This is a genomic window from Blautia sp. MCC269 (assembly GCF_018785655.1).
Taxonomy (GTDB): domain Bacteria; phylum Bacillota; class Clostridia; order Lachnospirales; family Lachnospiraceae; genus Blautia_A.
On the sequence record NZ_WQQE01000021.1, the window covers coordinates 85,768 to 111,418 of the forward strand.

Sequence of the window (25,651 nt, forward strand, 5' to 3'; positions counted from 1 at the left end):
GGTTCTCCCCTTCTCGCTGTTCGTGCATAAAAAAGAGGAGGATATTTAACATGCAGATTATGAGTTTATTCACTGCACTTCCCGGAGCAGCCGCACAGGGACTTATCTGGGGAATCATGGCAATCGGCGTATATATTACGTTCCGTATTCTTGATATTGCGGATCTTACCGTAGATGGAACTTTATGTACCGGCGGTGCTGTATGCATTATGATGATGCTTAGCGGACACAACGTATGGATATCCATGCTGGCTGCAACAGGTGCCGGACTTCTGGCAGGACTTGCCACCGGTATTTTTCACACTTTTATGGGGATCCCGGCCATCCTTGCCGGAATCCTGACACAGCTTTCCCTTTATTCCGTAAACTTAAAAATCATGGGAAAAGCAAACCAGGCGATCAATGTTGATAAATTTAATCTTCTGGTATCTCTTCGACGTGTTAAAGGTGTTTCCTTGACACAGAACACTCTTTTTATTGTAGCCATTATGATCGTTATTCTGATTGCGATTCTTTACTGGTTCTTTGGAACAGAGCTTGGCTGTTCCTTACGTGCTACCGGATGTAATCCAAGCATGTCCCGTGCACAGGGTATCAACACCGACCGTAACAAAGTCCTTGCTCTGATGCTTTCCAACGGACTGGTTGCTCTTTCCGGAGCTCTTCTTACACAGTACCAGGGATTTGCGGATATTAATATGGGACGTGGTTCCATCGTTATCGGTCTTGCTGCCGTTATCATCGGTGAAGCAATCTTCAGCCGTATTTTCCGCAACTTTGCACTGAAGCTCTTAAGTGTTGTATTTGGTTCCATTCTTTATTATCTGGTACTCCAGGTTGTTATCTGGATGGGAATTGATACGGACCTTCTGAAAATGCTTTCTGCCCTTGTTGTTGCACTGTTTCTTGCATTTCCATACTGGAAGGGCAAATATTTTACAAAAGCCAAACAGGGAGGTAAATAATCATGCTGAAATTGATTGATATACATAAAACATTTAATCCGGGTACTATCAATGAAAAAGTTGCCTTAAATGGCGTGGATCTCCATCTGAACGAGGGCGATTTTGTTACTGTTATCGGTGGAAACGGTGCCGGTAAATCCACTATGCTGAATGCAGTTGCAGGTGCCTGGCCTGTAGATTCCGGAAAGATCATCATCGGTGGAACTGATGTCACAAAACTTTCCGAATATAAAAGAGCTGCTTACCTTGGCCGTGTATTCCAGGATCCTATGACCGGAACCGCAGCTACTATGGGTATCGAAGAAAACCTTGCCCTTGCAAAACGCCGTGGAAAATCCCGTCTTCTCCGTCCAGGTATTACCCGTCAGGAACGGGAAGAGTATCACGAGCTTCTGAAGATTCTCGGTCTGGGCCTCGAAGACCGTCTTACTTCCAAAGTCGGCCTTCTCTCCGGCGGTCAGCGCCAGGCTCTGACTCTTCTGATGGCAACCTTAAAAAAGCCTCAGCTTCTTCTTCTGGATGAACATACCGCAGCTCTCGACCCAAAAACTGCTGCCAAAGTCCTTGAGATCACTGATATGATTGTAAACCGCGATCACCTGACAACCATGATGATTACTCATAACATGCGTGACGCTATCACTCATGGCAACCGCCTGATCATGATGTGGGAGGGAAAAATCATTCTGGATATCCAGGGTGAAGAAAAGAAAAAACTTACCGTTAAAGATCTTCTTGATAAATTCGAAGAAGCCAGCGGCGAAGAATTTTCCAATGATTCCGCTCTTCTCAGCTAACATTATATATTAAGAAAACCAGGTTGGAATTTTATTTCTGCAGTAAATTCCAGCCTGGCTTTTTTTATTCCAGTTCTACCGAAAACTCACCGGTTCTTCGGCTGTACCGATAAATAGAAGATGTCAGATAATCTTCCGGAGGCGTTGCTTTTTTGATTGTATCCATAAGAACATCCTTCAGGTCTTCCGGATAAACCATATCCGCACTATGTACCATCACTTCATGAACACTGGTAAATACAAGATACAGATCCGCTTCCATCAGCTCCGCAAGACGTCTCGCCACTCCCGGAAGAAAAATTGCAGCTGCACCATTGGTGCGTTTTTCCGTGCTGAGACAGTTTCCTGCAATTCCTTTATTTGGCTGATAAGTTTCCAGAAGGTCCATAAAATTATCTCCTGTATAGGTTTTATCAAACAGCATTTTTTCCCAGTGGTAGATTCTGGGCGGACTGATAAAATAGGTGTTTACAAGAGCCGCCTCAAAAACGGCATCCGGATCTTTTCCCCACTGTTCTGGAAAATGTTTCTTAATTTTCGTGCTCAGGATATAGCCGTCTTTTTCACCTGCCAGATAATACAGAACCAGTGCAATATCTCCGACCTGATGATAAATCGTGTCTTTTAATACTTCCCCGTTCCGCTCTGCGCTTAGAAGACGGATAAAAAGTTTTCCTTTGATTTTTTCATAGTCTTCCAGATCATTTATATCGCAGACCACACTGGTTTCATCTGCCTTTTTTATCTCACAGACACAGTCATGGACAATATTATTCAGGTTATGCTCCTGACAATATCGTTCATAAAGTTCTTCTGTATGCAGACCACATATCTTTTTTGCTTTCTCAATATGTCTGCATTCCACAAAAAGCCTGTCCCCTGTACATCCATATTTTTCCCCTTTTTTCGCAAAGTAAATCTCATCTTCTTCCAAATCCATAGCAGCAAGAAGAAGCTTTCTCAGTTCTGTGACAAAAGTTTCATAGCCTTTTTCCATATTAAATTTTCCTTTCTGTGAGACAATGCGGACGAATGTCCTGATTAGAATGAGTATTTTACTTAAAATACTCCCTGTAGAAAACAGATTTCTCTGCCAGATTTGAGTTGTCTGCTGTATGAAACAGTATAAAAGATGTTTCTGTATTTGTAAAGAAGTTTTCATCGACAGAAAAAGCAGCTTCCGCTGCTTTGTACTGTCAGATTTTTGATATCCTTTTGGATTTTATGTCTTTATTTCCGTATTCAGCGATAAATTTCTCCCTGTTCTGTCAGATATTTCAGAAATCCATCACAACCTTCCATTACATCCTCATAAGTCTCATCAAAATTTCCTGTATACCACGGATCTGCGATGTCTCTTCCAGTTCCCGCAAAAGTAAGAAATTTATAAATCTTTCCTTCCGGATCATTTCTCAGCATCCGGTTCAGATTCCTTATATTTGCAGTGTCCATACCAATAATATAGTCGAATTTATTATAATCCGCCCACGTGATCTGTTTCGCTCTGTGCGGAACCAGCGGGATTCCCACTTCACGAAGTTTCTTTACAGTTCCTCTGTGCGGCGGATTTCCAATCTCCTCGGTACTTGTCGCAAAACTATCAATTATAAACTGCTCTCCAAGACCAAGCTCCTTCACTTTGTAAGTAAAAACACTCTCGGCAAGAGTTGATCTGCATATGTTGCCGTGGCAGCAAAAGGCTACTTTTATCATAATTCCTATATTCCTCCATAAATTTCAAGTTTCAAAAAACTGATTAACATTTTTATAGCTGGTTATATTTACTAGATTTACCTTTTGCCTTATCTACAGGATATTTCTTTTCATTCTGTGTCATTTTCATATTAATGATCTCATCTGCGTCAAGTCCCAGTTTATCTAATAAATTCTGACTATAAACCATTACATCAGCAAGTTCTTCTTTCACATGTTGCAAATCATATTCTTCATCTGACCACTGAAAGCATTCCAGCAATTCTGCTGCCTCAATGACAATTGATTTTGCTAGATTTGCCGGTGAATGAAACTGATCCCAATCACGGTCTTCTGTAAATTTTCTTATTCTTTCTATTGTTTCCTGTTTCATAAATCCTCCACTTCTATGTACGGTCTTAAATATTCTCTTAAATTTTCATCGCATACATAAAGATATGTTCCTTTGATTCCACGGGTCATCAAAACATAATATATATTCGTTATGTATTCTAAAAGTTCTTCGTATCCAGCTGTTCTCTTTCCGTTTTGGTCAAAATAATACTCTGGCCGTACTATAATTTTTTCTGTTACTTTATCATAACCGATATCTTTACCAAGAATCACATATGCATAGTTCAAATCATATCCCTGAATCGAATGAATACACCCTACTTCGTTGATTGCCTCCTTCGTATGAACCCAGCCCTCCGTACAGTGATTCCATTTTTTCTTTATCCCCTGGATCTCTATATCTTTTAACTCATGTTTCTTCTTACTTATCCATGGCCATGCGTACCCGGCAAGCATTCGGGATAATCCAGTTTCTGCTTCTTTTTCATACATATCTTTTTCAAATTTGCTGAAATCGGAATATAGCTTAAAACTGTATTTGTCCGAAGTATACTTATGGGAACACTTTCCGGAAAGAATATCTTTGACAAAATCAATATAATCATTTCCACCTTTTACTCTCATCTGCGTCATCAGAGTAAAATAGACAATTGATCTTTCTTGAAATGATTCTCCCATTTTTTTATTGAATCTCTCAAAATTAATACCGGATGGTCCCACCACCTGCATACGGTCATAAAACAATACTGCACATTTCGATTGCTTCAAAACCCAGTCCAGTTCATCTGCATCTGTTGTAAAGCCAAGCCTTTCACAATTTTGTTTAAACGATCCCATATAAGAAATATTTCTGTACTGATGTAATCTGTGTGCTTCATCTACAAGTAAAATATCATATTTGTTTTTCGCAACATCTGATGGAGAAAGGATTTGTGACGGCGAGAGTCCGTAAACACTCTTAAATATCTGTTTCATTGTTTTTCTTAATGATGTCTGCGGAACAACAAATCCTATTTTCTTTCCGGCATATGCTTCACTGTCTGCAAGATACTTCATAAGATATACTGCAACAATAGTTTTCCCACTTCCTGGCATTCCATTTACTACAACACGGTGAACCAAACCTTCTTTAATTTTTATAAGAATTTCTTCCACCGCTTTTCTCTGACTGTCGTTTAATTCTTTATAAGGTGAATATTTAAATAAATCCGAATTTTCAATTTCTTCAAGAGAATGCTTTACCAGTTTTTGTTTCTGTAATTTTCTCCAGAGAGCTTCAAACTTTTTATCATACTCTTTTTTCTGATAATATTGTTTATCCGCTATTCCAAAATTCTTATTTGTAACCTGAAACAGTTCATCTGCAACAATATACTGAATCAATTTTGACTCATAATCAAACGTTACCGACTGATTAAACAATCTTGAGTATATAAAATGAACTTTCTCAAAAATACGTTTTTCTTCAGCTATTGCATGTTGTATCATTCGAGTTTTTACATGGGTTGACTCCCCAATATATGCCTGTTTTCCATTTTCAAGAATATAAAGCATTGGCCAATTGTCCAGATATTCTTCATCACTGTATTGACCTTTCTTAAAATTACCTTCTATAATCTTAAACATATTTCAATCACATTCTTTTGTTTTTGTATATTTCTTTTATCATTCCACTTCAAATCCAAATTCCACCCATCCATTTCCCCATTCTCCATGAATCAGGTAGATCATGTCTTTCTGTACATCTTTTATCGTATAGTTTCCATCTTTTTCTTCTACTTCCGCTTCTGCTCCTGCGCCTGGATCGCTTTCTCCGGAAAGTTCTGCCGGAAATGCGGTTGCTGTTACTTTTTCCGGCTTTGTATCAAAGTACAGTTCCATATCTGTAGTTCCATCCACATTCATAGCCGGAAGCTCTGTCCACTGAGTAACTGCCACACTGTCTGCGGTTTCATTCTGTTCAACTCCATCTTTGTCCGCATAGCTCCAGCTGTATCCACCTTGCATGGCAGAAGCACTGACTTCACCGTAAGATGCCCGATAACCGACATTCAGATATGGCAGTTCCCCGGGATCTTTTTCCGGCCAAAATTCATCGAGAATGTCCTGATACTGGTCGGCATCGGATGCTTTTCCTTCTTTGACAACTTTGATCTTTGTCACGCCTGGATACTGGCCAGGATAGGATTCCAGCATGATCCCGTCGCCGTAGATTGCTACGATATCGCCTCGGTTCAGATCATCCTCGGAGATTTTTTTCCCGGTTTTATCCTGGATATTTTCAGGCATTGTCACAGTAAAAACATTTCCGGTTCCCTCTCCTACCATCAGGTGACCGTCTTCTCCCGCCGGGATATACATGGCCTCTATGGGTTTCGCTGATGAAAATCCCTGACATCCCACAAGCATACTCCCCGCCGCGATCACAATCGCTGTTAAAAAACATTTCCATTTTTTCATAATTACACACTCCTATTTGTAGCTGATCTCTATCGCTGTTACTTACCATCCTTTAAATACTGAAACCTGATATGCCCCAATGTTTTCCGGATCTTCCAGCGCCTTTTTTCTCCAGGAATTTGGAGAAAGCCCGGTGATCTTTTTGAAATTCCTCATAAAAGTGGACAAAACCGTGTATCCGACTTGCTCGGATACGCTCTCCACCGAACAGTTTCCTTTCATCAGAAGTTCACAGGCTTTATTGATCCGCACCAGATTCAGATATTCAAGGGGCGTTGCATTCATATATTCTAGAAAGATCCGCCTCATATGCGTTTCACTTAACTCACAGCTTTTAGCAAGATCCTTCGCCATGATATTTTCCATATAGTGCAGTTCCATATAGTTGATCAGTTTCCGGATATAATCCATTGTATCCGAAAGGGGTTTTTCTTCAGTTTCTTTCTGATCCAGCCGGTCAAAAAACAGCAGCAAATTCAGCCCGAAAGTCAATATTGCATACTTATAGTTTGACCTTTTGCACTGTTCTTCCTCTATAATCATCTGCATCAGTTCTACTGCTCTTTTATTACTTTTTTGATCCAGCACAAAAACTTTCTGTTCCAGATCCTTTTTTAATTTTGTGTACTTCTCCGGCACATCTGCAAAACATTTTTTCAAAATAGTATCGGAATCAACAAACAGATATTCCCACTTTTGCTTTTCATCTGCCTTTTCAGGATCCGGACATGTCCTGTGCGGAATGTTACGGGGAATAAATGTAATCGTCCCTGCATCATAAGTAAGCTCTCTCTCCGCAAGCTGCACCGTTCCTTTTCCATAATGGCAGTAACCAATCTCCAGATAGTTATGAAAATGCATATTGTCCATCCCGTAAACGGTTTCCCATTTTTCCCCGGTAAGCACCAGAACAGGCATATCCTGTGAGATTTCATAGTAACGATATTCTGCTTTCTGCATTTATTGTCTCCATATTCTGTAAAAATTTTCTTATGTTTTCTTTTATTTTATTAGAAACCCTGCAGAATAGCAATAATATTTTGAACAGATGATCCTCTGCTCTTGAATCCCGTATATTTTCATGCTAATATATCCAATTAGACGAAAAAACTATAGAAACACAAAAACTGGAGGAAGTATGAATCAAAAAAGTACATCTGCTCCCATAGCAGAAAACAAAATGGGCACCATGCCTGTAGGGAAACTTGTATTGAACATGTCTCTGCCAATGATGATTTCCATGCTGGTACAGGCATTGTACAACATTGTAGACAGCGTTTTCGTTGCCATGCTCTCCGAAAACGCTCTGACTGCGGTTTCCATGGCCTTTCCGCTGCAGACTCTTCTGATCGCGGTAGGTGCCGGCACCGGAGTTGGTATGAATGCACTACTTTCCAAATCTCTCGGCGAAAAAAATTTTGAAAAAGCCAACCGTACAGCAAGCAATGCGGCATTTTTATATGGATTAAGTTATCTGGTATTTCTGATTCTTGGATTTACCGTAGTCAAACCGTTCTACGCCAGCCAGGTACATAACGCAGATCCTGAAATCCTTAAATTTGGAGTCGAATATCTCAGCACAGTCATGATGTTCTCCTTTGGCCTGCTCGGACAGTTTTTCTTTGAGCGTCTGCTCACATCTACGGGAAAAACCATCTTCAGCATGACTTCCCAGCTGTGCGGTGCCATCACCAACATCATCCTGGATCCGATCCTGATCTTTGGTCTTCTTGGTGCTCCGAAAATGGGTGTTACCGGAGCTGCCGTGGCTACTGTGATCGGACAGTGTGTAGCCTGCATCGTTGCCGGAACCTGCAACCATAAATTTAATCATGAAGTACAGCTCAGCTTCAAAGGTTTCCGTCCTAATCTTAAGATCATTGGCAATATTTATGCAGTAGGCATTCCATCTATCATCATGCAGTCTATCAGTTCCATCATGACCTACTGTATGAATCTGATTCTGGTACAGTTCACAGTTACTGCAACTGCAGTATTTGGCGTTTATTTCAAATTACAGAGCTTTTTCTTCATGCCTGTGTTTGGACTTAACAATGGTATTACACCGATCATCGCCTACAATTACGGGGCACGCCACAGAAAGCGTATGCTTAAAACTGTCAAAGTCAGTATGTTTATCGCATTCTGTTTTACATTTATTGGTTTCCTTGCCTTTGAATTTATTCCGAAAACATTGCTTGGACTGTTCAGTGCTTCCAGCGATATGCTCGCCATCGGTATCCCTGCCCTTCGGATCATCGGCATCCACTATCTGATCGCGTGGTTCTGTATCATTGCAGGAACTGTATTCCAGGCCCTTGGAAAAGCTATCTTCAGTATGATCGTATCCATCATGCGTCAGTTGTTCGTTCTGATACCGGCAGCCTATATTTTATCTTCGATTGGCGGACTTCATGCAGTATGGTGGGCCTTTCCCATTGCAGAAATTATTTCACTGATCGTATCTGTGGCCTTCCTGCTCGTTATAAACAAAACCATTATCCAGAAAATTCCGGAAGAGTAATCCAAAATTTTCTCAAATCTTCAAAAAATGCTCAGACCGTCGTGATCTGAGCATTTTTTATTTTCTTTTATGACAGTCTGTCAAGCAGTTCATAAACTCTTTCTTTGGTAATTTCTGCTACTTTTATCAATGTTTCTTCTGCTGATGGGTTTTCTGCGGAATTTATAATGTTCTCCTTGCCTGTAATCCAGTCCAGTTCTTCCTGTGTCAATGTATCCATATCTTCAGAAGAGAGTGCTTCCTGTAAATATGACCAAATCTCGTTCAGACAATTATCCCAAATTTCATACTGTTCACTTCCCGTTAACGCAGAAGATGCTTTCTGTTCCGCTGTTTTTACACTTTCTTCTGCCTGCTGTCTGTATGAGGAAGTCTCTGGCTGCGTTGTTTCAGCAACAGTCTGAGAGCCAATTTCGCTCAATGACACATAAGGTATATTCATATGTGAATATTTTCCCCTGATATTCTGTCCCTCTTCCTCAGAAATTGGTATGGAATAATCAGTACAATCTTCTGTTGTTGTATAAAACCATGGATTTTCCGGATGATCAAAACCATCTAGAAAAACATTTTCTTTTATCTGTAACTGTCCGGAAACAAAATCATAATATTTAAAGCTGGAACTCATTGCTCCTCCTGAAGCTTCATTTGCAATGGTATGATCCTCACATAAATAATATCTGTCACGTTCTCCACTGGAAATGACAAGCGACCTCTGTCCATTAACCATTGTATACAAATCAAAGAACATGGATGTATCTGCATCCGCATTAACAGATCCTATCATCAATTCCTCAATACCGTCACCATCAATATCCATAGTACAATATCCCAGGTCACTGCTGCTCATTTCATATCCGGCCAGATAACACAGATTTCTGTCACTGTAATCCGACATTGACCAGTTTGCATTTACTCCATTATAATACTGCCGGATTATTTCATCGTATTCCGGATAGCTGGTAATCGGACTGTCCTGTGAAGGATCGCTGTTTTCCGATGATCCTGGTGATAATACTTCCTGCAGAAATTCCAGAACCTGCTGTTTATCCATATGGGGAATCTCATCCTCTGCTTCTCTTTTTGTTTCTGCCACAGCCTCTGTCTCTATACAGCTGTTTTTCAAATTTTCCGTTTCATCACCATATTCCTGCATAGTCAGCTGGCGCTGACTGCCATCTGTATAAGCAGTATATGTGACCGTATCCTCCAATTGGCTGCCCTGCATTTCATACAGTATGGCAGCATTGTTCCAGTCCGCGTCATACAGACTCTCCCGGAGATGACAGTCTTCTTCTCCTTCTGTATTTCCTTCATAAATTACAAGTCCTGTCTTACCAGTTTGCGGATCTGTATATCTGCCAACTTCACTTCCCCAGCCATTAAACACACAGCTCACTTCTCCGTTGGAAATATCAAGAATTCCCGCAATATTATTTGCAGCCGCAGCTGGTCCCGTTACCCACACTTCTACACGGTTATCTCCGTCAAAATCCGCAACTTTAACTTTTTCCGCAAATATATCAGAGAAACTGATATCTCCGAAGATTCCGTCTCTGCCATCAAGATAATCACTTAATTCATGGCTTTCCACATACTGGCAGTACAGTTCCATATCATTTTCAAAATATGGATCTATATCTGCATTATAAATTTCATTTACCTCAGCTGCATAAACATTACTGCCCGGAAACACCGCAACACCTGCACCCAAAAAAGTTACCAGAACTGCCAACTCTAATCTTTTCTTTTTCATAGTATTTACCCCTTCTTCTGTTTTTTATTTCACATTCCTCTTCCTCTGCTTAATACTCTACGCATTTGAAACGGGAATGCTTATTTGTCTTCAAAATCAATCAGCTCTCTTATATCCGTTACTTCCAGAGCCTCTGCAATTTTGGAAAGATGCTCAAAATTAATAACTGTACGGGTGCCCCGCACAATGTCACTGATTGTAGATTCCCGGATCCCGGACATTTCCGCCAGTTTTTTCTGGCTGAGTTTTCTGCTTTCCAGCGCTTCTTTCACTTTTAGTTTTACGACAAATTTTTTTTCCATAATTAGTTCATCTCCTGCTGAAGTAATACCGTCATATATGCAAGATTCCAGATATTTGAATCCTTACCTACTGCATTTGGATTATCACCGATTGCAGATGCAAAATTCATAATCTGATTTGTCAGATTCTTTTTGCATTTATCCCATACAGTAATTGGATTTACTCCATTTTTCCATTCATATTTACCTGTCTGTTCATTCAGTATAACCAAAGACCGGAAAGCTGCAACTGTCGGATAAATCAGTCCATCCGGAATTTTGTAATAAATCTCATGAAGGCCAAACTTCGAACTGCCAATTACCTTTCCGTCTTTATATCCGGAATATTTTTTACGTCCGTATCTTCCACCGGTTTCATTAAATGCAGTCGCAAATTCCATCTCAATAGCATCATATAAATCAAAAATATCCGGCATAATATTTACATACCTGCGGTAAGATTCCGGATCTTCCAGATAAAGTTCCAGCATTTTGGCCTTGGAAGAATACGCCCTGATCGGATGTGTCATTGAATTAAACTTATCAATATTAAACATGTTGATAATTGAAACAATCTCACGTGCATCAATCATTTTCAGTCTTTTATTATTTTCTTCATCAAAAGCCTGCTGATTCTGTTTGAACGCAATCCGGCTGAAAAATGGCATTCCCTCAAGCCCCTCTTTAATCGGATCAAATTTCTGCTGAAGCTCGGCCATGGATTTTTCATCTACCTGAACCGATGTATTACGTGCCTCTGCCAGCTTTTCAATAATATCTTCCACACCTGTCATCACTTCAAACTGAACATACTGGTCAAGATCGGCATCTCGATGTTCACATACAATTTTGTAAGTATGTCCACCATCAATATTACCATGAAGCATACTGTCTGCAAAGTCAATTTTTACTTCTTTTGTCTGATTATTGTATGTACAGCTCTTTGCGGAAAGGACAATTCCCCGATTTTTCAGATGGAAATAGCCATCGTTACTTTCCAGGGATTCCTGAATTGCCTGTGCGACCCCGGATGTAAGTCTCTGGTCACGGGGATTGGTCGCCATTGGAATCCCACCCGGCACATCACAGATCTTTACATAAAACACATTTTTTTTCGCCAGACTATTAAATGGGTCATCCAGTTTACGAAATGAATTTTCTTTTACGTACATGGTTTTTGTCACAGACATTATGGTTCCTCCTTATAAAATACCGTTATTTACGTATATCGCTTTTTCAGAATATCGCAATATCGTTATTTTGTCAATATCATTTTTTGCATTTGAAACAAAAAATCTGCACCCTTCCATCTTACGATGAAAAAATACAGATTTTATGCTTTGGAATGTATTCAAACAGCTTCCCGGATCCAGTCAGCTGTTTTATTTATGTTGCATCATAGCATATTCAATAAGTCATACACTCTTTCTCTTGTAATTTCCGCTGCTTTTTTTAATGCCTCTTCTCCCGACTGCATTTTTATGGTATTTATAATATTCTCCTTATTCTGAATCTAGTCCATTTCCTCCTGTATCAGAGTTTCCATTTCTTCAGAAGAAAGAGCTTCCTGGAGATAGCCCCATACATCATTTAAACACCTGTCCCAGATTTCATACTGTTCATTTCCTGATTCCGCAACAGATGCCTGCTGCTCTGTTTCATTTACTTCCTGTTCTGCCTGCTGCCAGAAAGAAGATGTCCCGCTTTCTACAACAGCACTCTGATTATTAATATCAGCTAACGATATATATGGTATCGTCTCATAAGTATATTTGTTAATGATATTTTCTGCCTCTTCCTCAGAAATTGGATTGGAATAGTCTTCATAAAAAGTTGTTGTTGTATAAAAATACGGATTCTCCGGATGTTTATCTCCATCTGTAAAAATGCCTTCTTTTAACTGCAACTGACCGGAAACAAAATCATAATATCCCCAGATGGACAATGCAGCTCCGCTGGAACCTTCATTGGCAATGGTCTGATCCTGGCACAATAGCCGATCTGAGCCACGCCGGTCTCGTATCCTGCCAGGTAACAAAGATTATGTTCTCTGAAATCCTCCGTTGACCAGTTCAGCACCATTCCATTGTAATACTGATTTACAATTTCGTCATATTCCGGATAATCGGTGATGGAACAAGACGGGGACATGATTCTCTATTGAATTCACAGCAATACCTGTACTAATTGCCGCAATAAAAAAAGTTATTTTCAATATTTTCCTTTTCATAATTTTCCCTCTTGTAGTATTTTACCTGATTTTTAATAGATAATCTGATATAAAATTTCTCCATCTTTTGCATCTGCACGTATTTCATTTACTACATTTACTCCTGAAATTTGCAAATAATAATCATTTTTATCGGAAGTTACCCTTAATATTCTCGTTCTTTTTTCTTTCGAAATCAGTTCTGCATCTTCAAGCTTCTGACCTGTTACTTTTTCAAAAGTATCTGCGATTGCAACTGCATGGTCTTCATCACAGTTTAATATTTTCTGCAAAAAAACATATTCCCCTTCAAAGGTTAATTCCTGTTCTTTATTTTTGGAGATTTCTTTTTCTGCCTTTACTGGCATTACTTCATTTTTTCGAAATACACTTCCCAAAAATCCAAATACTCCCATACCTATCACCAAGCTTATTATTATATTTTTTTTCATATTATACTACCCAACCTGCAAATTTTCTGGCATCTCTTTCTATTGGCTGATCCCTGTATGCCTTAAAACCATCCGTTTCTATTCTTTTATAATTTTGAATATTATTGCGCCACTCTGTTACTGTGCCCGGATCGACCTGAAACGCATCCGGATTTTCAACCACTGCATGTTGATACCCATGCCGCATTTCATGGGCCATAGTGTCCATAATCTGTTTATAATTTCCTGCATCCGCAAGCAAATCCTCATTAATACACATAGATTTATTGTAATCCATATAATATCCATATGTAATATAACCTGGCTCAGCTTCAATTGGCTGAATTGTTATATCTGTCAGCTCTATTCCATAAATCCTCTGCATTTCTGCAAACAATTCCGTCAGAATCTGTTTTCTTTCCTCAACGGAAGCCTTTTTCCATGTCTTCTTACTGAATCGTTCAGATTTAAGCAGATCACGAAGTTCCTTCGCCATTGCCTTATCACGTTTTATCCGGGCAGCCTTGTCCGGATCATCCCACACACCTGTACTGGCCCATTCTTTAAAATTGCTCCACCAGCCACTTAATCCTTTTCTTCCACTGGATGAATTTGTATTATTATTCTGCTGTCCCAGGATATTTCGTTCACAGCTTAAATATAAATCTACCGCAACATCCAGGCCGTTTTCCAGAGATGCCAATTTTTCGATGAGTGCTTCCATATTATTCTGGGAGTTGCGAAGGGATGTCCGGATATTTGCTGTAGAAGCCGAATTTATACTTATATTTCTTCTGACCCGCCCGACTCCATCCTTTACACTTCTGACCTGCTGTATCATATTATCAAAATTGGAGCTGCAATCTTTTACAACATATGGCTTAATATCAAACTCCATCCTTCTTCACCTCTTCCATCCCCATAATAAGTTCACGATGTTTTTTCAGCATCCATCCACTTAATATCTGTATCAGCTGTATTTCATCCGCACATCCATATGTAAACTGCATATTTTCCTGTCTGTAATAGTATGCTTTCTGATCTTTGAAAACAACATATATAAAAAACTGATCTTCTTTACTGCTCCCATGTCCTTTCATCCATAATTCGTTTTTCCCGGATGAACTTAACAAAATATCTTTATATAAAGTTTCCGTTATCTGCTGCGGTAATATTTCTTTATAATTATCTTCTGTACAATACTCTGAAAAATCCCCTGTAAATTCTTCCTGTTTTTCTTTGATTTCAATATCCTTTAACAGATCTGCAAAAACACCGATAATATAATTTCCCGTTGGCAGCCAGAGAAATTCTCCACCCTCCTTATAGGCACTTACCATAGTAATCAGATCATCCACAAAATAAAATCCGTGAATCACATATTCTTTTTCTTCATGAAAATGCAGAATCACTCTGTTTTCGCTCATCAAGTACGCATTGAGAAGTTCCTCCGCCATGGCATCCATCTCAAGAGTTTCTTTGTCAATAATTCCTGCGTCAATAAAAGCGTCCTTAAGCATGCTCTCTTCTTCTGTCCCAAAAGTTTTTCGTCTCTTTTCATCTGAAAGCATATTCAAGATGTCCAATTTCAAATAAAACTTTTTCATAAAACCTCCCTCTGTATAATCAGGTATCCAGATTATCTGATTCGCAAAATATTGTTTCTCTGTTCTCAATGAAAGCATTTTCACTCTCGCCATTCTATGGCATTTTCCGTTTTTTTCCTTGGTCTGGCGCAGGGATTTTCCGCTGCATAGCCGATGGCCAGTGCTGCATAGAGTTCTCCATTCAGCCATTCGCTCAGCTCTTTCTGAGCAAAAAATGTATCACAGATCCATAAACTTCCAAGCCCAAGCTCCGTAGCGGTAAGTGTCATATTTTCAATGGCAGCACCTATGGACTGTGCATTGCAGATTTCCGATACACGCTCATCCATAGTCGGTGTCTTATCAAAAGAGGCCGCAATTTCATTCACAATAAAAATGATCACCGGAGCCTGCCTCATGATTTGAAGGGTATGCTCCGCACCGGTTATATATGGTCTGCTGTCCGGAATAAATGGGCTTATTTTTTCCCTTGAAATTCCTTTTTCCATCACATTGCAGACCTCTTCTTTTGCTGCGCCAGCAGCTACGATAAATCTCCACGGCTGCCGGTTTTTAGAAGACGGCGCCAGCATTCCTGCATGCAGGATCTCGCTGATCTGCTCTCTGGAAACCGGTGCGTTTTTGTATTTTCGGATACTTCTTCTGTTTTTGATCACTTCCAGCATTTTTTGCCTCCTGATTCGAGTTTTTATCTATACCATCTTCACATAACAAAATATTATCTCTGGTTATCTTCCCGTCTGATAAAATTCGTACATGCTTCTGTCTCTGTCGCAGGATAAGGCACCCCTTCTTTTTTTCCAAGAGCAAAACATCTCATCATCCATACCATGTTTCTGGCAAGATTTCTCATGGTCTGCATTCCTTCTTCATCCTGCGGTGCTTCTTCCCCGTACAAACCATGCACCATGTTCCAGTATGTAGAACCGGCAACCGGCATCTGTGCGATTCCGAAATATTTATTCAGACCATCCAGCGCCGCGGTCGTTCCGCCTCTTCTTGCAACAGCCACAGCTGCTCCCGGTTTGAATTTAAAAGCATCATAAACTTCATCACTCCCCGCACTGTAAAACGCACGGTCCAGGAAATCATAAATCCTTCCACTGGGATGTGCAAAATACACCGGTGTTGCAAAAACAAAACCATCTGCAGACTTCGCTTTTTCTACAAAATCATTCACACCGTCATCTTTAAACACACACTTTCCTGTTTTCTGACAGACATTACACTGCAGACAATCCGCGATCGGCTTTCCGCCCACCTGGATCACTTCGGTTTCTACATTTTCTGCGTGAAAAACTTTTTCCATTTCTTTGATTGCTGCCATTGTGGTTCCGTTGGGGTGGCTGCTGCCGTTTAGTAATAGTACTTTCATGTGAATGCTCTCCTCTTTATTTTATAAAAAATTTTACAGTTTCCCTTTTAATTCAATTGAGACATGTCCATGACCTCCGCCGGGGATATACGGCCCAAAACATACAAAAACTTTTTTTCCCTGCAACTACATCTTGAACCCCTAATTTCTTTCCATCTTTAAGACGATAAGTTAAACCATATTCTCTGGTTTCTCCAACTCCTCCAGCGTACCATTTAGAAATGAATCTAAAACATATATAACCATTCCGATTATAAGTCACACTACATTTGTTTGTATAATAAATGTTTTTATAAGAAGAATTCTTTAATTCTTCAAAATAATTAAATAAATTCTTTTTATATTGAAAAGTCGACTTATAATCTTGTATTAAAGATTTATTTATTTTTTGAATTGCTGAACTATTTCCTTTGATTTGCGGCAACTGGTAAAGATATTTCGCTGTTAATTTTTTAGATTTTTTAATTTGCTGTTTATTTTCAATTCTATATGTAATTTTTGTTGTAGCAGCCTCTGTCGGATATTCTGTAATTCTGGACGAAAAAACAATTGCACCAATAAGGCCTATTATTAATATCTGTTTATAAATATATTTACTCATACTTATATCACTCTTTCTTATTTTATTCTTCCATAAGATTATCGGAAGAAAACGCCGATAAATTTTATAATTTCATATGTTTTTCCATATCATATTTTCCCCATACACCACAAAAATCCCTTCCCGCATCGCACGTCCACATCCCGGAAGTGATTTCCCTCATTCCATTCCAGCACACACTCTATCTTCTCATTATTCCTGTACCAGCGATCCATTTCTCGAATATTCTGCCCGACCTGCCGCATTACAGCATTCCGGGTTTTCTCTTCACGGTCTCCCAGACTGAGATATACCTGTTTCGTTCGGATCTGTTTTGTTTTCGCATATTCCAGCCATCCGGGGAACCATACGGATGGCGATATTCCGGCTGCTGCCGCAAATTTGACAGTACTCTTTTCCTGGTAAGTGCTCCACAAGGCAAACAGTCCTGCAAGGGAATAACCTCCCAGAATTACTGGAATGTCTTTTATATCTTCTTCTAATTTATATCGTCTCATGATCTCCGGTATCAGCATTTTTTCTATAAATGCCAATGTTTCGCCTGCACCTTCTCCGAAGGATTCTTTTCCGAATACCGCCGGAGCGCACCAAGGTGACAGATCCTGGTTCCAGTCTTTTACCAGAAATGCAGCCACCAGAAAACTCTTTTCTGTGTGTTCTGTCATAAACCGGATCTGCCCGTCCAACATCTGTGCATGCGGTTCGTTAACTGGCTGAATCAGAAAATATTCCGGATTTTTATTTGCATAGACAAAGCAGGTGATTTTATTAATCTCAAAAATATTTTTTTCCATAATTATTTCTCACGACACATAATACCCAATCTTATCCCTTGCCATCCGATACTGTTCCAGCGACATAACTACCTTTCCTTTGCGGGTATCAATGAGTCCATCTTCTTTCAGTTTTGTAATGGTACGATTGATGGTTTTTACAGTCATTCCCAGTTCTTCCCGGATTCCTTCCCTTGTTTTCCGGAGGATAACTTCGCCCTTTTTCTCGATGTTGTGGGCGGAGGCAAATTTCAGCATGTAGTCCAGGAACAGGAACGTAGGAGGATAAAAAAGTCTGGCGCCCCGGTTGTAGGAGGAACGGTAAAGTTTGTATGCGATCTTGTGAGCTACCAGGCGCAGAAGATGGATATCCTGGGCAATCCACATCTCAAAATCTTCTCTGGAGATCATAAATACCACGCATTCTGTCAGTGTTTCGATAGATACGGATGTGAGAGGTTTTTCCGCAAGAATCGTAACTTCACCAATAAAATCAATGGGCTCGTTTTTTTCGATCATAAATACATTTCCATTTTCAAATTCATTGATTACCCGGTGATCTCCGCTGCATACGATCCCGAAATAATCCAGAGGATAGTCTTTCTGATGGATGATAGTTCCCGGTGGAAATTTCCGGATGGTGTAGCGGGTTTTCAGTTCTTCCGGCATATTTTTGAAATAAGTTTCTACCTCCGGATAGGTTTCGATCAGTTCTTCCAGTGTCATTTCTTTCCTCCAACAAAACAATAATAAATATTTCTTTCATTATACCATGAGTTATTCTATAAATTTATATTTTTTTCCAAAAAGTCCCTTTTGTCCTTTTTTTTACTTTTTCAAAAGTGTACAATCCTCGCCGTAAAGAGTTCAGACAGGCAACTGTATTTTATCTGCTTTGCCCGAAGCTCTGTACCGGATCGTTATAGAATACATCCGAATCACTTTACCAGCAGTTTTTTGCATCCAACCTTGTTGCTGATACACATGGGAGCCCCGAAAAACTGTCTGATACATTTTAGGGAGGTAAGAAATGAAGCAACAGGAGTTTATGTATTCAGGCCTTGGCGAGCGCCTGAAAAAAGAATGGAAAATCTATCTCGCCGCACTGATCTTTATCATAATTGCTGATTCCATAGGACAGATCAAGATTCCCCTGGGACCAGGAACTTTGATCTTGTTTCCTATTTTTTATTCTATTTTTCTTGGTATCCTTTCAGGACCTCAGATCCTGAAGATATTCAAAAAGCCTGAGGTAAAGGCTGCATCCAAACTGGTTATCGTATGTATCTGTCCTTTTATCGCCAAGCTCGGCATCAATGCAGGCGCAAGTATTGAGACTGTGATCTCCGCAGGTCCGGCACTTCTCCTTCAGGAGTTCGGAAACCTGGGAACCATCTTTTTGTCACTGCCTATCGCACTGCTCCTTGGCCTGAAACGTGAGGCTGTCGGTGCCTGCCACTCCATTAACCGCGAGACGAACCTGGCTTTGATGCAGGATGTATTCGGACCGGACTCCCCTGAAGCACGCGGAAGTCTTTCCATTTACATCATCGGCGGAATGGTCGGAACCATCTTCTTTGGTTTTATGGCAACCGTAATCGCTTCCACCGGCCTTTTTCATCCGTATTCACTTGGTATGGCTTCCGGTGTTGGCGCCGGCATCATGATGGCAACTGCCACCGCTACGTTATCAGAAATGTTCCCGGCAATGGCGGATCAGATTGGTGCACTTGCAAGTGCCAGTGAAACTATTTCAGGCATCGATGGAATTTACATGGCCCTCTTTGTAGGTATCCCGCTGTGTAATTGGCTTTACGGAAAACTGGAACCAAAGCTTGGTCCGATCCATGACAAACTGGCTGGAAAAGGAAAAGGAGAGAAATAACAATGAGATATATTGAGTGGGCTGTAATGTTTCTTGTGGCAGGTGTTGGAATCGCCCTTGCCAATTTTGTAGGATTTCAGGTAAACTTTATGGATTCTGTTCCAGGCATCCTGATCCTCCTTGCGATTTCTTTTGTATCGGTAGTGATCAGCAAACTGGTGCCTTTCAAGCTGCCGGTGATCGCTTACTGTTCTCTTATCGGACTTCTTGTTGCAAGCCCGTTATGCCCTGCCCGTGAGTTTGTGATCGAAGCTGCCGGAAAGATCAATTTCACCGCACCGCTGACCATGGTTGGTGCTTATGCCGGAATCTCCATCAGCGACCAGCTGAAAGAGTTTGCAAAACAGGGATGGAAAATGCTTCTCATCGCGGCTCTGGTCATGATCGGAACCTTTACCTGTTCTGCTATCATCGCCCAGATTGTTCTGTCTCTGACACATGTGATCTGATAAATTCATGGACTTTCTTCGGCCGGCTGGTGTCTTTTCACTGACCGGCTGTTTTTTCCTGTCACACAAAACAAAGATTTCAAAAATCAGCTTTAATCTGGGAGGTAAAAATGAACGAAAAAACAACTTGTGATATCTTAATCCGTAACACTTCCATCCTGGATGAAAACTTCCAAATCCGGCGCAGCATTTTCATTGCCATCCAGAACGGAACCATCCTTTCCATCACCTCTGAAGAGCCTTCCTGCCTTACAGCCACAGAAACCATCGATGGAAAAGATCTCCTGTGGATGCCAGGCCTTATAGACGGCCATATGCATACCGGGCAGCAGCTTCTCAAAGGTGCGGTACTGGATGAACTGCCCATGATCTGGACCAGGATCATGCTGCCTTTTGAAAGCACTCTGACTCCGGAAAAAATGCGTCTCAGTGCCAGCCTTGCCGCCCTTGAGATGATCAAAAACGGAACTACCGGATTTGTGGACGCAGGAAGTTATTTTATGGAAGAAGCTGCCAGAGTTTACCTGGCTTCAGGCCTTCGCGGCGCACTTTCCCATTCATCCATGGATCAGGGAAATTTTCCGGATTCCATACGACAGACTACGGAGGAAGTTCTTGCATCGGAGGACCGTCTTTTTGATGAATTTCACGGAAAGGGAAATCTGAAAGTATTCTATTCCTTACGTGCACTGATGAACTGCTCCCCTGCACTTATTAGAGCCACTGCCGGACGGGCCACAGAGCGGAATACTTTTTTTCAGGCTCATATGAATGAATATGCCGGAGAAGTAAATTATACTCTGGAAAAATTTCAGCTGCGTCCTGTGGAATATCTGGATTCTCTCGGGGTTCTGAATGCGGATTTCCTTTCTGCCCACAGCATTATGGTGTCTGCTCACGAACGTTCTCTTCTTGCAGAAAATCAGGTAAAAGTTGTTCATTGTCCCTTCAGTAACTGCGGAAAAGGTGTGCCGGATACTCCTTCTCTTCTGGAACAGGGAATCTGCACCGGTCTTGGCACAGACGGAACTGCACATGGAGGCTTAAGTCTCTGGAATGAAATGAAGATCTTCCGTTCTGTCATGAATTCTTTCTGGGGAGTAAAAAATGCAGATCCAGCTGTAATGCCCGCAAAAACCATCCTGAAAATGGCTACTGAAAACGGTGCTCACCTTCTTGGTGAAGAAAAATCCGGTGTATTAAAAGAAGGGTTCAAAGCCGATCTGATCTCCATCAACTGGCGCCAGCCACATCTTCTTGCCACAAACAATCCGGTAAATACACTTCTGGAATGTGTCTGCGGAAATGATGTGTCTGACAGCATTGTAAACGGAAAACTTCTGATGCGAAACCGCCAGGTACTGACCCTGGATGAGGAAAAGATCCTCTGGCAGGCAGAGAAATATTTTACTTCCGGGGAGGTGTCTGAATGAATTCTTTAACGATCCTGACTCTCGTGATCATCGCAGCCGCAAATATGGCAGTTGGCGGATGCATCGGAATCTGTGGAATTGCCGGTTTTCTGCTGCCTATGCTGTACACAGGCGGACTTGGCTTTGACGTAACTTATGCGCTGGCACTCAGTTTTCTTGCGTTTCTGGTATCCGGTATTATCGGTTCTTTTAATTATTACAAAGCCGGAAATCTGGATGTAAAAATGTCTCTGAAACTTGGTATCGGCAGCCTCATCGGTGCCATTGCCGGTGTATTCCTTCAGTCCATGATCGAGAAATCCACAGCCAAAACCATCCTTTATCTGGTGGTACTGTTTTCCGGTGCTTCCATTCTGGTCCGGATGTGGAATGAAAAAAGAAAAGCAGCTTCCGCTGCCTCAAATGAAAGCCCAGACTCTTCTGAGCCTGTACGTTCAAAATCCATTGCAGACCATATGGGATTCCTGATCTTCCTTGGGATCACTACCGGAGCGATCTGTTCTCTCTCCGGTGCAGGCGGCCCGGTCCTTGTGATGCCTCTTCTGGTAGCATGCGGAGTGTCCACAAGGATCGCCGTCGGTGTGGCACTTTTTGACTCCGTGTTTATTGCCATTCCTGCATGTATCGGCTATCTTTCCAGAATTACCTGGACAGAAGTCCTTGGACTTCTGGTACTGATCGTTCTGACTCATGGGATCGGTGTATGGCTGGGAAGCCGTTTCGCGGGAAAAGTTCCTGTTCAGGGGCTGAAGATATTTGTAGCTGTATTCTCTGTATGCATTGCCATTTATATGCTGATGTAAAATATTTTTTGTTGCATCATTCTGAAAATTCCTGTATAATCAACGTAATAATCACAACTAAAGAGCGTAACGTACAAGGGCGTACAGCACATGTTTCCTGTGTCTGTACGCTCTTGTTGGTATTTCTGCAGTCCTGCAGGGATTTCGCTTTGAGAAAGGGAGGAGATTTCTATGATGAATGCAATCGGAAATGTGATAAACCAGATCGACAGTCTGGTGTGGGGCTGGTGGATGATCATTTTGCTTCTGGGTACTCATATTTTTATGACCATCCGCACCGGGGTGATCCAGCGAAAGATTGGTACTGCCATCCGCCTGTCTGTCACCAAAGATCACGATGCAGAAGGTGAAGTCAGCCAGTTTGGAGCTCTGACAACGGCACTGGCTTCTACTATTGGAACCGGAAATATCATCGGTGTCGGTACTGCTATCGCTCTTGGCGGTCCCGGTGCAGTTCTCTGGTGCTGGCTTACCGGTGTTTTTGGAATCGCCACCAAATACAGCGAATCTCTCATCGCCGTAAAATACCGTGTCAAAACCAAAGACGGACGTATGCAGGGTGGTGCCATGTATGCTTTGGAACGTGGCTTAAATATGCGCTGGCTTGGTCTGATCTTCGCGTTTTTTGGCGGTTTTGCCTCCTTTGGGATCGGATGTGCCACCCAGGTCAATGCCATCGCAACGGTATGTAACGAGAACCTCCATATCCCGCCAGCAGTGATCGGCATTGCTGTGGCTGTTCTTACTGCTCTTGTTATTTTCGGCGGGATCAAATCCATTGCAACCGTATGTGAACGTCTTGTTCCGTTTATGGCATTTTTCTATGTGATCGGATGTATCGTCATCCTGGGGATCAATTTCGATTTTATCATTCCTGCCGTAAAAACCATCTGCAAACTTGCATTTACTCCTGGTGCCGCTGCAGGAGGTCTTGTGGGACGTGGTATCATGATGGCTATGCAGTATGGAATCGCAAGAGGACTTTTTTCCAATGAATCCGGTATGGGTTCCGCGCCTATCGCCGCAGCTGCAGCCCAGACAAGAAATCCGGTACGTCAGGCTCTTGTTTCCAGTACCGGTACATTCTGGGACACCGTTGTAGTATGTCTGATGACCGGTCTCGTTCTTGTCACCAGCATTATGAAAAATCCTTCCATAGACATGGGAAATATCACTGACGGTGGTGTCCTTACCACCCTCGCATTTCAGCAGATCCCGATCCTTGGCCCTGTGATCCTGGTGGTAGGTATCATTTCCTTCGCATATTCTACTGTCCTTGGGTGGGCATATTACGGGGAACGGTGCGTAGAGTATTTTTCCGGCAAAAAAGGCCTCATCCCTTATCGTGTGCTGTACATCGCGGTAGCTGCCATTGCTCCTGTTATTTCCCTGAACCTGGTATGGACCGTAGCCGACATCCTGAATGCGCTGATGGCCATTCCCAATCTGATCGCAGTACTGCTGCTTTCCAATGTGATCGTAAAAGAAACAAAGAAATACATCAATAATCTGGATGCACGGGACGATACTCCAGTAGAAGTGATTGATAAGTAAAACATTCATAGTTATAAAGTCGTATATAACAAAGTTACAGCTCCAACTGCTTCTGATCATTACGAGGCAGTTGGAGCTGTTATTTTACAACACATCCTGTTCTTTCATCTCTTCAGACACTGAAAGATATTCCTTACTGTTCTCCACGATTCCGAGTTTTTCTTCCCAGGTAAGGTTTCGTTTGATCCTGGCCGGGCTTCCCATTACCAGTGAACCATCCGGGATCACCGTATTTTTTGTCACAAGACTTCCGGCTCCTATGATGCAGTCATTTCCGATCTTTGCACCATCCAGGATCACCGCTCCCATTCCGATCAGTGTACGGTCTCCGATGATACATCCATGGATCACCGCATTATGCCCTACAGTAACATTGTTTCCGATATGGACCGGCATATTGTGGCTTACATGAATGGTACAGTTTTCTTGGATATTAGTCTCTTCTCCGATCACTACCGGAGCATCATCTCCACGGATCACTGCATAGTACAGCACACAGCTGTCACGGCCGATCGTCACATCCCCAAGGATCACAGACTGTTTTGCGATCCTGGCGCCTTCTGCGATTTTTACATTTTTATAATTCATTTTTCCTCCTGAATCTGCTTAACCCATATTATATTTCGTCCGGATCACAATATCTGTATACTGATATTCCTTTTCCGGTGTTTTGTTGTCAAAAAGGAGCTGGAACAGAATGGTCACCGGGGAATGCCCCTGTACGGCTGCATCCTGTCCGATAAGAAAATTGATGGTTCCTTCCTTCAGCCATTTCAGATTTTCTTCCAGGAAATCATTGGCGATCACATGCATGGTTTTGTCTTTTCCAAGCTTCTGCAAAGTCTGGCAGACGCCCTTTACGCCATGGCCCGTAATATAAATACCGGTCAGTTCCGGATAAAGTTCCAGAAGTTCTTCCACGATCTTGGATGCCACCCACTCATCATCATAGGAATATCTTGTATCCACAACCTCAATTCCCGGGAAACTTTCCTTGATCTCTGTTGAAAATCCCTTCTGCCTGCTGATCAGGCCAGGATTGGCAACCTGTCCGGAAATGATGGCAACCTGTCCGCTTCCGCCTGTCATTTCTCCCATCAGGCCTGCTGCTGTACGGCCGGCCTGAAACGTATCCTGTCCCACAAAACATAACCTCTTCGTATCTTCCAGATCTGCATTAAAAGTAACTACCGGAATCCCATACTCTTCCTGATACTGGTCAATCCTCGCTCTTAACAGCTGATCTTCCGATGGTGTCAGAGCAATCCCGTTAAACCCCTCTTCCCGTAGTTCTTCCATTGCAGCCATTACTTTTTCCGGTTCCACGCCCTCGATCTCATAGATCTTTACCGTTCCGCCGAAACTCTCCACTTCTTCTTTTGCTTCCAGGACACCCTTTAAAACCTGCTGCATAAAAGGGGTCTTCATATACTGAAGGATCACACCGATACGGATCTTCCGCTTTGCCATGGCAAGGGCACGTCCTGCGCGGCTGGGCTGATACCCCATCTCCTGTGCTATCTTTTTGATCTTTTCCTCTACTTCCGGGCGGATACGGCCTCTGTTGTTCAGTGCCCTGTCCACGGTGCCTCTTGAAACCCCGGCCGCTTCCGCGATCTGCTGTAACGTTACTGCCATATTTTACCCTCCAAAACATCTCCTGTGCTTTTCGTGTTCACGTGCACATGTTTTTATTTCATTA

28 protein-coding genes are annotated in these 25,651 nt (G+C 41.7%); 8 read left to right on the top strand and 20 right to left on the bottom strand.

The genetic code is table 11. The annotated features are described in order from the left end of the window. Positions 1-50 precede the first annotated feature (50 nt). Positions 51-965 (top strand): ABC transporter permease, encoded by a 915-nt coding sequence (locus tag GPK88_RS07295; RefSeq protein ID WP_148446527.1) that lies wholly within the window; start codon positions 51-53, stop codon positions 963-965. Positions 966-967: 2 nt separating this feature from the next. Beyond that, positions 968-1,762: an ABC transporter ATP-binding protein gene (locus GPK88_RS07300; protein ID WP_021977269.1), complete on the top strand. Its 795-nt coding sequence runs from the start codon at positions 968-970 to the stop codon at positions 1,760-1,762. A 64-nt stretch (positions 1,763-1,826) separates the two neighbouring features. On the opposite strand, the gene GPK88_RS07305 is transcribed toward GPK88_RS07300, so the two are convergent. From GPK88_RS07305 to GPK88_RS07330, 6 genes are all read right to left on the bottom strand, one after another. Next, positions 1,827-2,759, bottom strand: coding sequence for a DUF5688 family protein (locus GPK88_RS07305; protein WP_148446531.1), 933 nt, complete (start codon positions 2,757-2,759; stop codon positions 1,827-1,829). A gap of 245 nt (positions 2,760-3,004) precedes the next feature. Beyond that, entirely contained in the window at positions 3,005-3,475 is a 471-nt protein-coding gene (locus GPK88_RS07310; RefSeq protein WP_215707647.1) for a low molecular weight protein-tyrosine-phosphatase, read from the bottom strand. Between the two features lie 52 nt (positions 3,476-3,527). After that, on the bottom strand, positions 3,528-3,848 hold the full coding sequence (locus tag GPK88_RS07315) for a nucleotide pyrophosphohydrolase (protein WP_148446569.1): 321 nt from the start codon (positions 3,846-3,848) through the stop codon (positions 3,528-3,530). Continuing rightward, positions 3,845-5,434, bottom strand: coding sequence for a DUF2075 domain-containing protein (locus tag GPK88_RS07320; protein ID WP_148446571.1), 1,590 nt, complete (start codon positions 5,432-5,434; stop codon positions 3,845-3,847). The genes GPK88_RS07315 and GPK88_RS07320 overlap by 4 nt, the downstream gene beginning before the upstream one ends. A 39-nt stretch (positions 5,435-5,473) precedes the next feature. Next, positions 5,474-6,268, bottom strand: a complete 795-nt coding sequence (locus GPK88_RS07325; protein WP_173761959.1) for a hypothetical protein — start codon at positions 6,266-6,268, stop codon at positions 5,474-5,476. Between the two features lie 42 nt (positions 6,269-6,310). After that, positions 6,311-7,228 carry an AraC family transcriptional regulator gene (locus GPK88_RS07330; RefSeq protein WP_215707648.1) on the bottom strand — a complete coding sequence of 306 codons (918 nt, stop codon included), beginning with the start codon at positions 7,226-7,228 and terminating at the stop codon, positions 6,311-6,313. A gap of 178 nt (positions 7,229-7,406) precedes the next feature. On the opposite strand from GPK88_RS07330, the gene GPK88_RS07335 reads away from it, so the two are divergent. After that, a complete protein-coding gene (locus tag GPK88_RS07335) occupies positions 7,407-8,792 on the top strand; it encodes an MATE family efflux transporter (RefSeq protein WP_173761957.1) in 1,386 nt (461 codons plus the stop codon). Between the two features lie 67 nt (positions 8,793-8,859). Here the strand turns inward: GPK88_RS07335 and GPK88_RS07340 are convergent, their stop codons facing one another. The 12 genes from GPK88_RS07340 to GPK88_RS07395 all read right to left on the bottom strand — a co-directional run bounded on the left by GPK88_RS07340 (position 8,860) and on the right by GPK88_RS07395 (position 18,551). After that, positions 8,860-10,548, bottom strand: a complete 1,689-nt coding sequence (locus GPK88_RS07340; RefSeq protein WP_173761956.1) for a lysozyme inhibitor LprI family protein — start codon at positions 10,546-10,548, stop codon at positions 8,860-8,862. A gap of 80 nt (positions 10,549-10,628) precedes the next feature. Further along, on the bottom strand, positions 10,629-10,850 hold the full coding sequence (locus GPK88_RS07345) for a helix-turn-helix domain-containing protein (RefSeq protein ID WP_148446583.1): 222 nt from the start codon (positions 10,848-10,850) through the stop codon (positions 10,629-10,631). A 2-nt stretch (positions 10,851-10,852) separates the two neighbouring features. Then, on the bottom strand, positions 10,853-12,019 hold the full coding sequence (locus GPK88_RS07350; protein WP_215707649.1) for an AIPR family protein: 1,167 nt from the start codon (positions 12,017-12,019) through the stop codon (positions 10,853-10,855). Between the two features lie 323 nt (positions 12,020-12,342). Beyond that, positions 12,343-12,822, bottom strand: a complete 480-nt coding sequence (locus GPK88_RS07355) for a hypothetical protein (RefSeq protein ID WP_173761954.1) — start codon at positions 12,820-12,822, stop codon at positions 12,343-12,345. A 269-nt stretch (positions 12,823-13,091) separates the two neighbouring features. Further along, positions 13,092-13,490, bottom strand: coding sequence for a hypothetical protein (locus GPK88_RS07360; protein ID WP_148446588.1), 399 nt, complete (start codon positions 13,488-13,490; stop codon positions 13,092-13,094). 1 nt (position 13,491) lies between these two features. Then, positions 13,492-14,367 carry a hypothetical protein gene (locus GPK88_RS07365; protein ID WP_148446590.1) on the bottom strand — a complete coding sequence of 292 codons (876 nt, stop codon included), beginning with the start codon at positions 14,365-14,367 and terminating at the stop codon, positions 13,492-13,494. After that, positions 14,357-15,076 carry a hypothetical protein gene (locus GPK88_RS07370; protein ID WP_148446592.1) on the bottom strand — a complete coding sequence of 240 codons (720 nt, stop codon included), beginning with the start codon at positions 15,074-15,076 and terminating at the stop codon, positions 14,357-14,359. Before GPK88_RS07370 ends, GPK88_RS07365 begins: the two co-directional genes overlap by 11 nt. 80 nt (positions 15,077-15,156) lie before the next feature. Continuing rightward, on the bottom strand, positions 15,157-15,741 hold the full coding sequence (locus GPK88_RS07375; RefSeq protein WP_148446593.1) for a nitroreductase family protein: 585 nt from the start codon (positions 15,739-15,741) through the stop codon (positions 15,157-15,159). A 53-nt stretch (positions 15,742-15,794) separates the two neighbouring features. Beyond that, a complete protein-coding gene (locus GPK88_RS07380) occupies positions 15,795-16,451 on the bottom strand; it encodes a flavodoxin family protein (RefSeq protein ID WP_148446595.1) in 657 nt (218 codons plus the stop codon). A gap of 52 nt (positions 16,452-16,503) precedes the next feature. Then, the gene (locus GPK88_RS07385) at positions 16,504-17,052 is read right to left on the bottom strand and encodes a hypothetical protein (protein ID WP_173771473.1); all 549 of its coding nucleotides are present in this window, start codon (positions 17,050-17,052) and stop codon (positions 16,504-16,506) included. 89 nt (positions 17,053-17,141) lie between these two features. Next, positions 17,142-17,846 (bottom strand): alpha/beta hydrolase, encoded by a 705-nt coding sequence (locus tag GPK88_RS07390; protein ID WP_148446599.1) that lies wholly within the window; start codon positions 17,844-17,846, stop codon positions 17,142-17,144. Positions 17,847-17,855: 9 nt separating this feature from the next. Further along, a complete protein-coding gene (locus GPK88_RS07395; protein WP_148446600.1) occupies positions 17,856-18,551 on the bottom strand; it encodes a Crp/Fnr family transcriptional regulator in 696 nt (231 codons plus the stop codon). 304 nt (positions 18,552-18,855) lie between these two features. Here GPK88_RS07395 and GPK88_RS07400 point away from each other — a divergent pair, with 304 nt between their 5' ends. The 5 genes from GPK88_RS07400 to GPK88_RS07420 all read left to right on the top strand — a co-directional run bounded on the left by GPK88_RS07400 (position 18,856) and on the right by GPK88_RS07420 (position 23,949). Then, positions 18,856-19,710 carry a DUF3100 domain-containing protein gene (locus tag GPK88_RS07400; RefSeq protein WP_173761951.1) on the top strand — a complete coding sequence of 285 codons (855 nt, stop codon included), beginning with the start codon at positions 18,856-18,858 and terminating at the stop codon, positions 19,708-19,710. Positions 19,711-19,712: 2 nt separating this feature from the next. Continuing rightward, entirely contained in the window at positions 19,713-20,159 is a 447-nt protein-coding gene (locus GPK88_RS07405; protein WP_148446604.1) for a hypothetical protein, read from the top strand. Positions 20,160-20,269: 110 nt separating this feature from the next. Then, positions 20,270-21,592, top strand: coding sequence for an amidohydrolase family protein (locus tag GPK88_RS07410; RefSeq protein ID WP_173761950.1), 1,323 nt, complete (start codon positions 20,270-20,272; stop codon positions 21,590-21,592). Further along, complete coding sequence (locus GPK88_RS07415; RefSeq protein WP_180215105.1) at positions 21,589-22,395, top strand: sulfite exporter TauE/SafE family protein; 807 nt, start codon at positions 21,589-21,591, stop codon at positions 22,393-22,395. The genes GPK88_RS07410 and GPK88_RS07415 overlap by 4 nt, the downstream gene beginning before the upstream one ends. Before the next feature lie 174 nt (positions 22,396-22,569). Next, the gene (locus GPK88_RS07420) at positions 22,570-23,949 is read left to right on the top strand and encodes an alanine/glycine:cation symporter family protein (RefSeq protein WP_418408151.1); all 1,380 of its coding nucleotides are present in this window, start codon (positions 22,570-22,572) and stop codon (positions 23,947-23,949) included. Positions 23,950-24,033: 84 nt separating this feature from the next. Here GPK88_RS07420 and GPK88_RS07425 read toward each other — a convergent pair whose 3' ends face one another. Beyond that, the gene (locus tag GPK88_RS07425; RefSeq protein ID WP_173761949.1) at positions 24,034-24,537 is read right to left on the bottom strand and encodes a gamma carbonic anhydrase family protein; all 504 of its coding nucleotides are present in this window, start codon (positions 24,535-24,537) and stop codon (positions 24,034-24,036) included. A gap of 18 nt (positions 24,538-24,555) precedes the next feature. Next, positions 24,556-25,587, bottom strand: coding sequence for a LacI family DNA-binding transcriptional regulator (locus GPK88_RS07430; RefSeq protein ID WP_148446612.1), 1,032 nt, complete (start codon positions 25,585-25,587; stop codon positions 24,556-24,558). Positions 25,588-25,651: the final 64 nt, after the last annotated feature.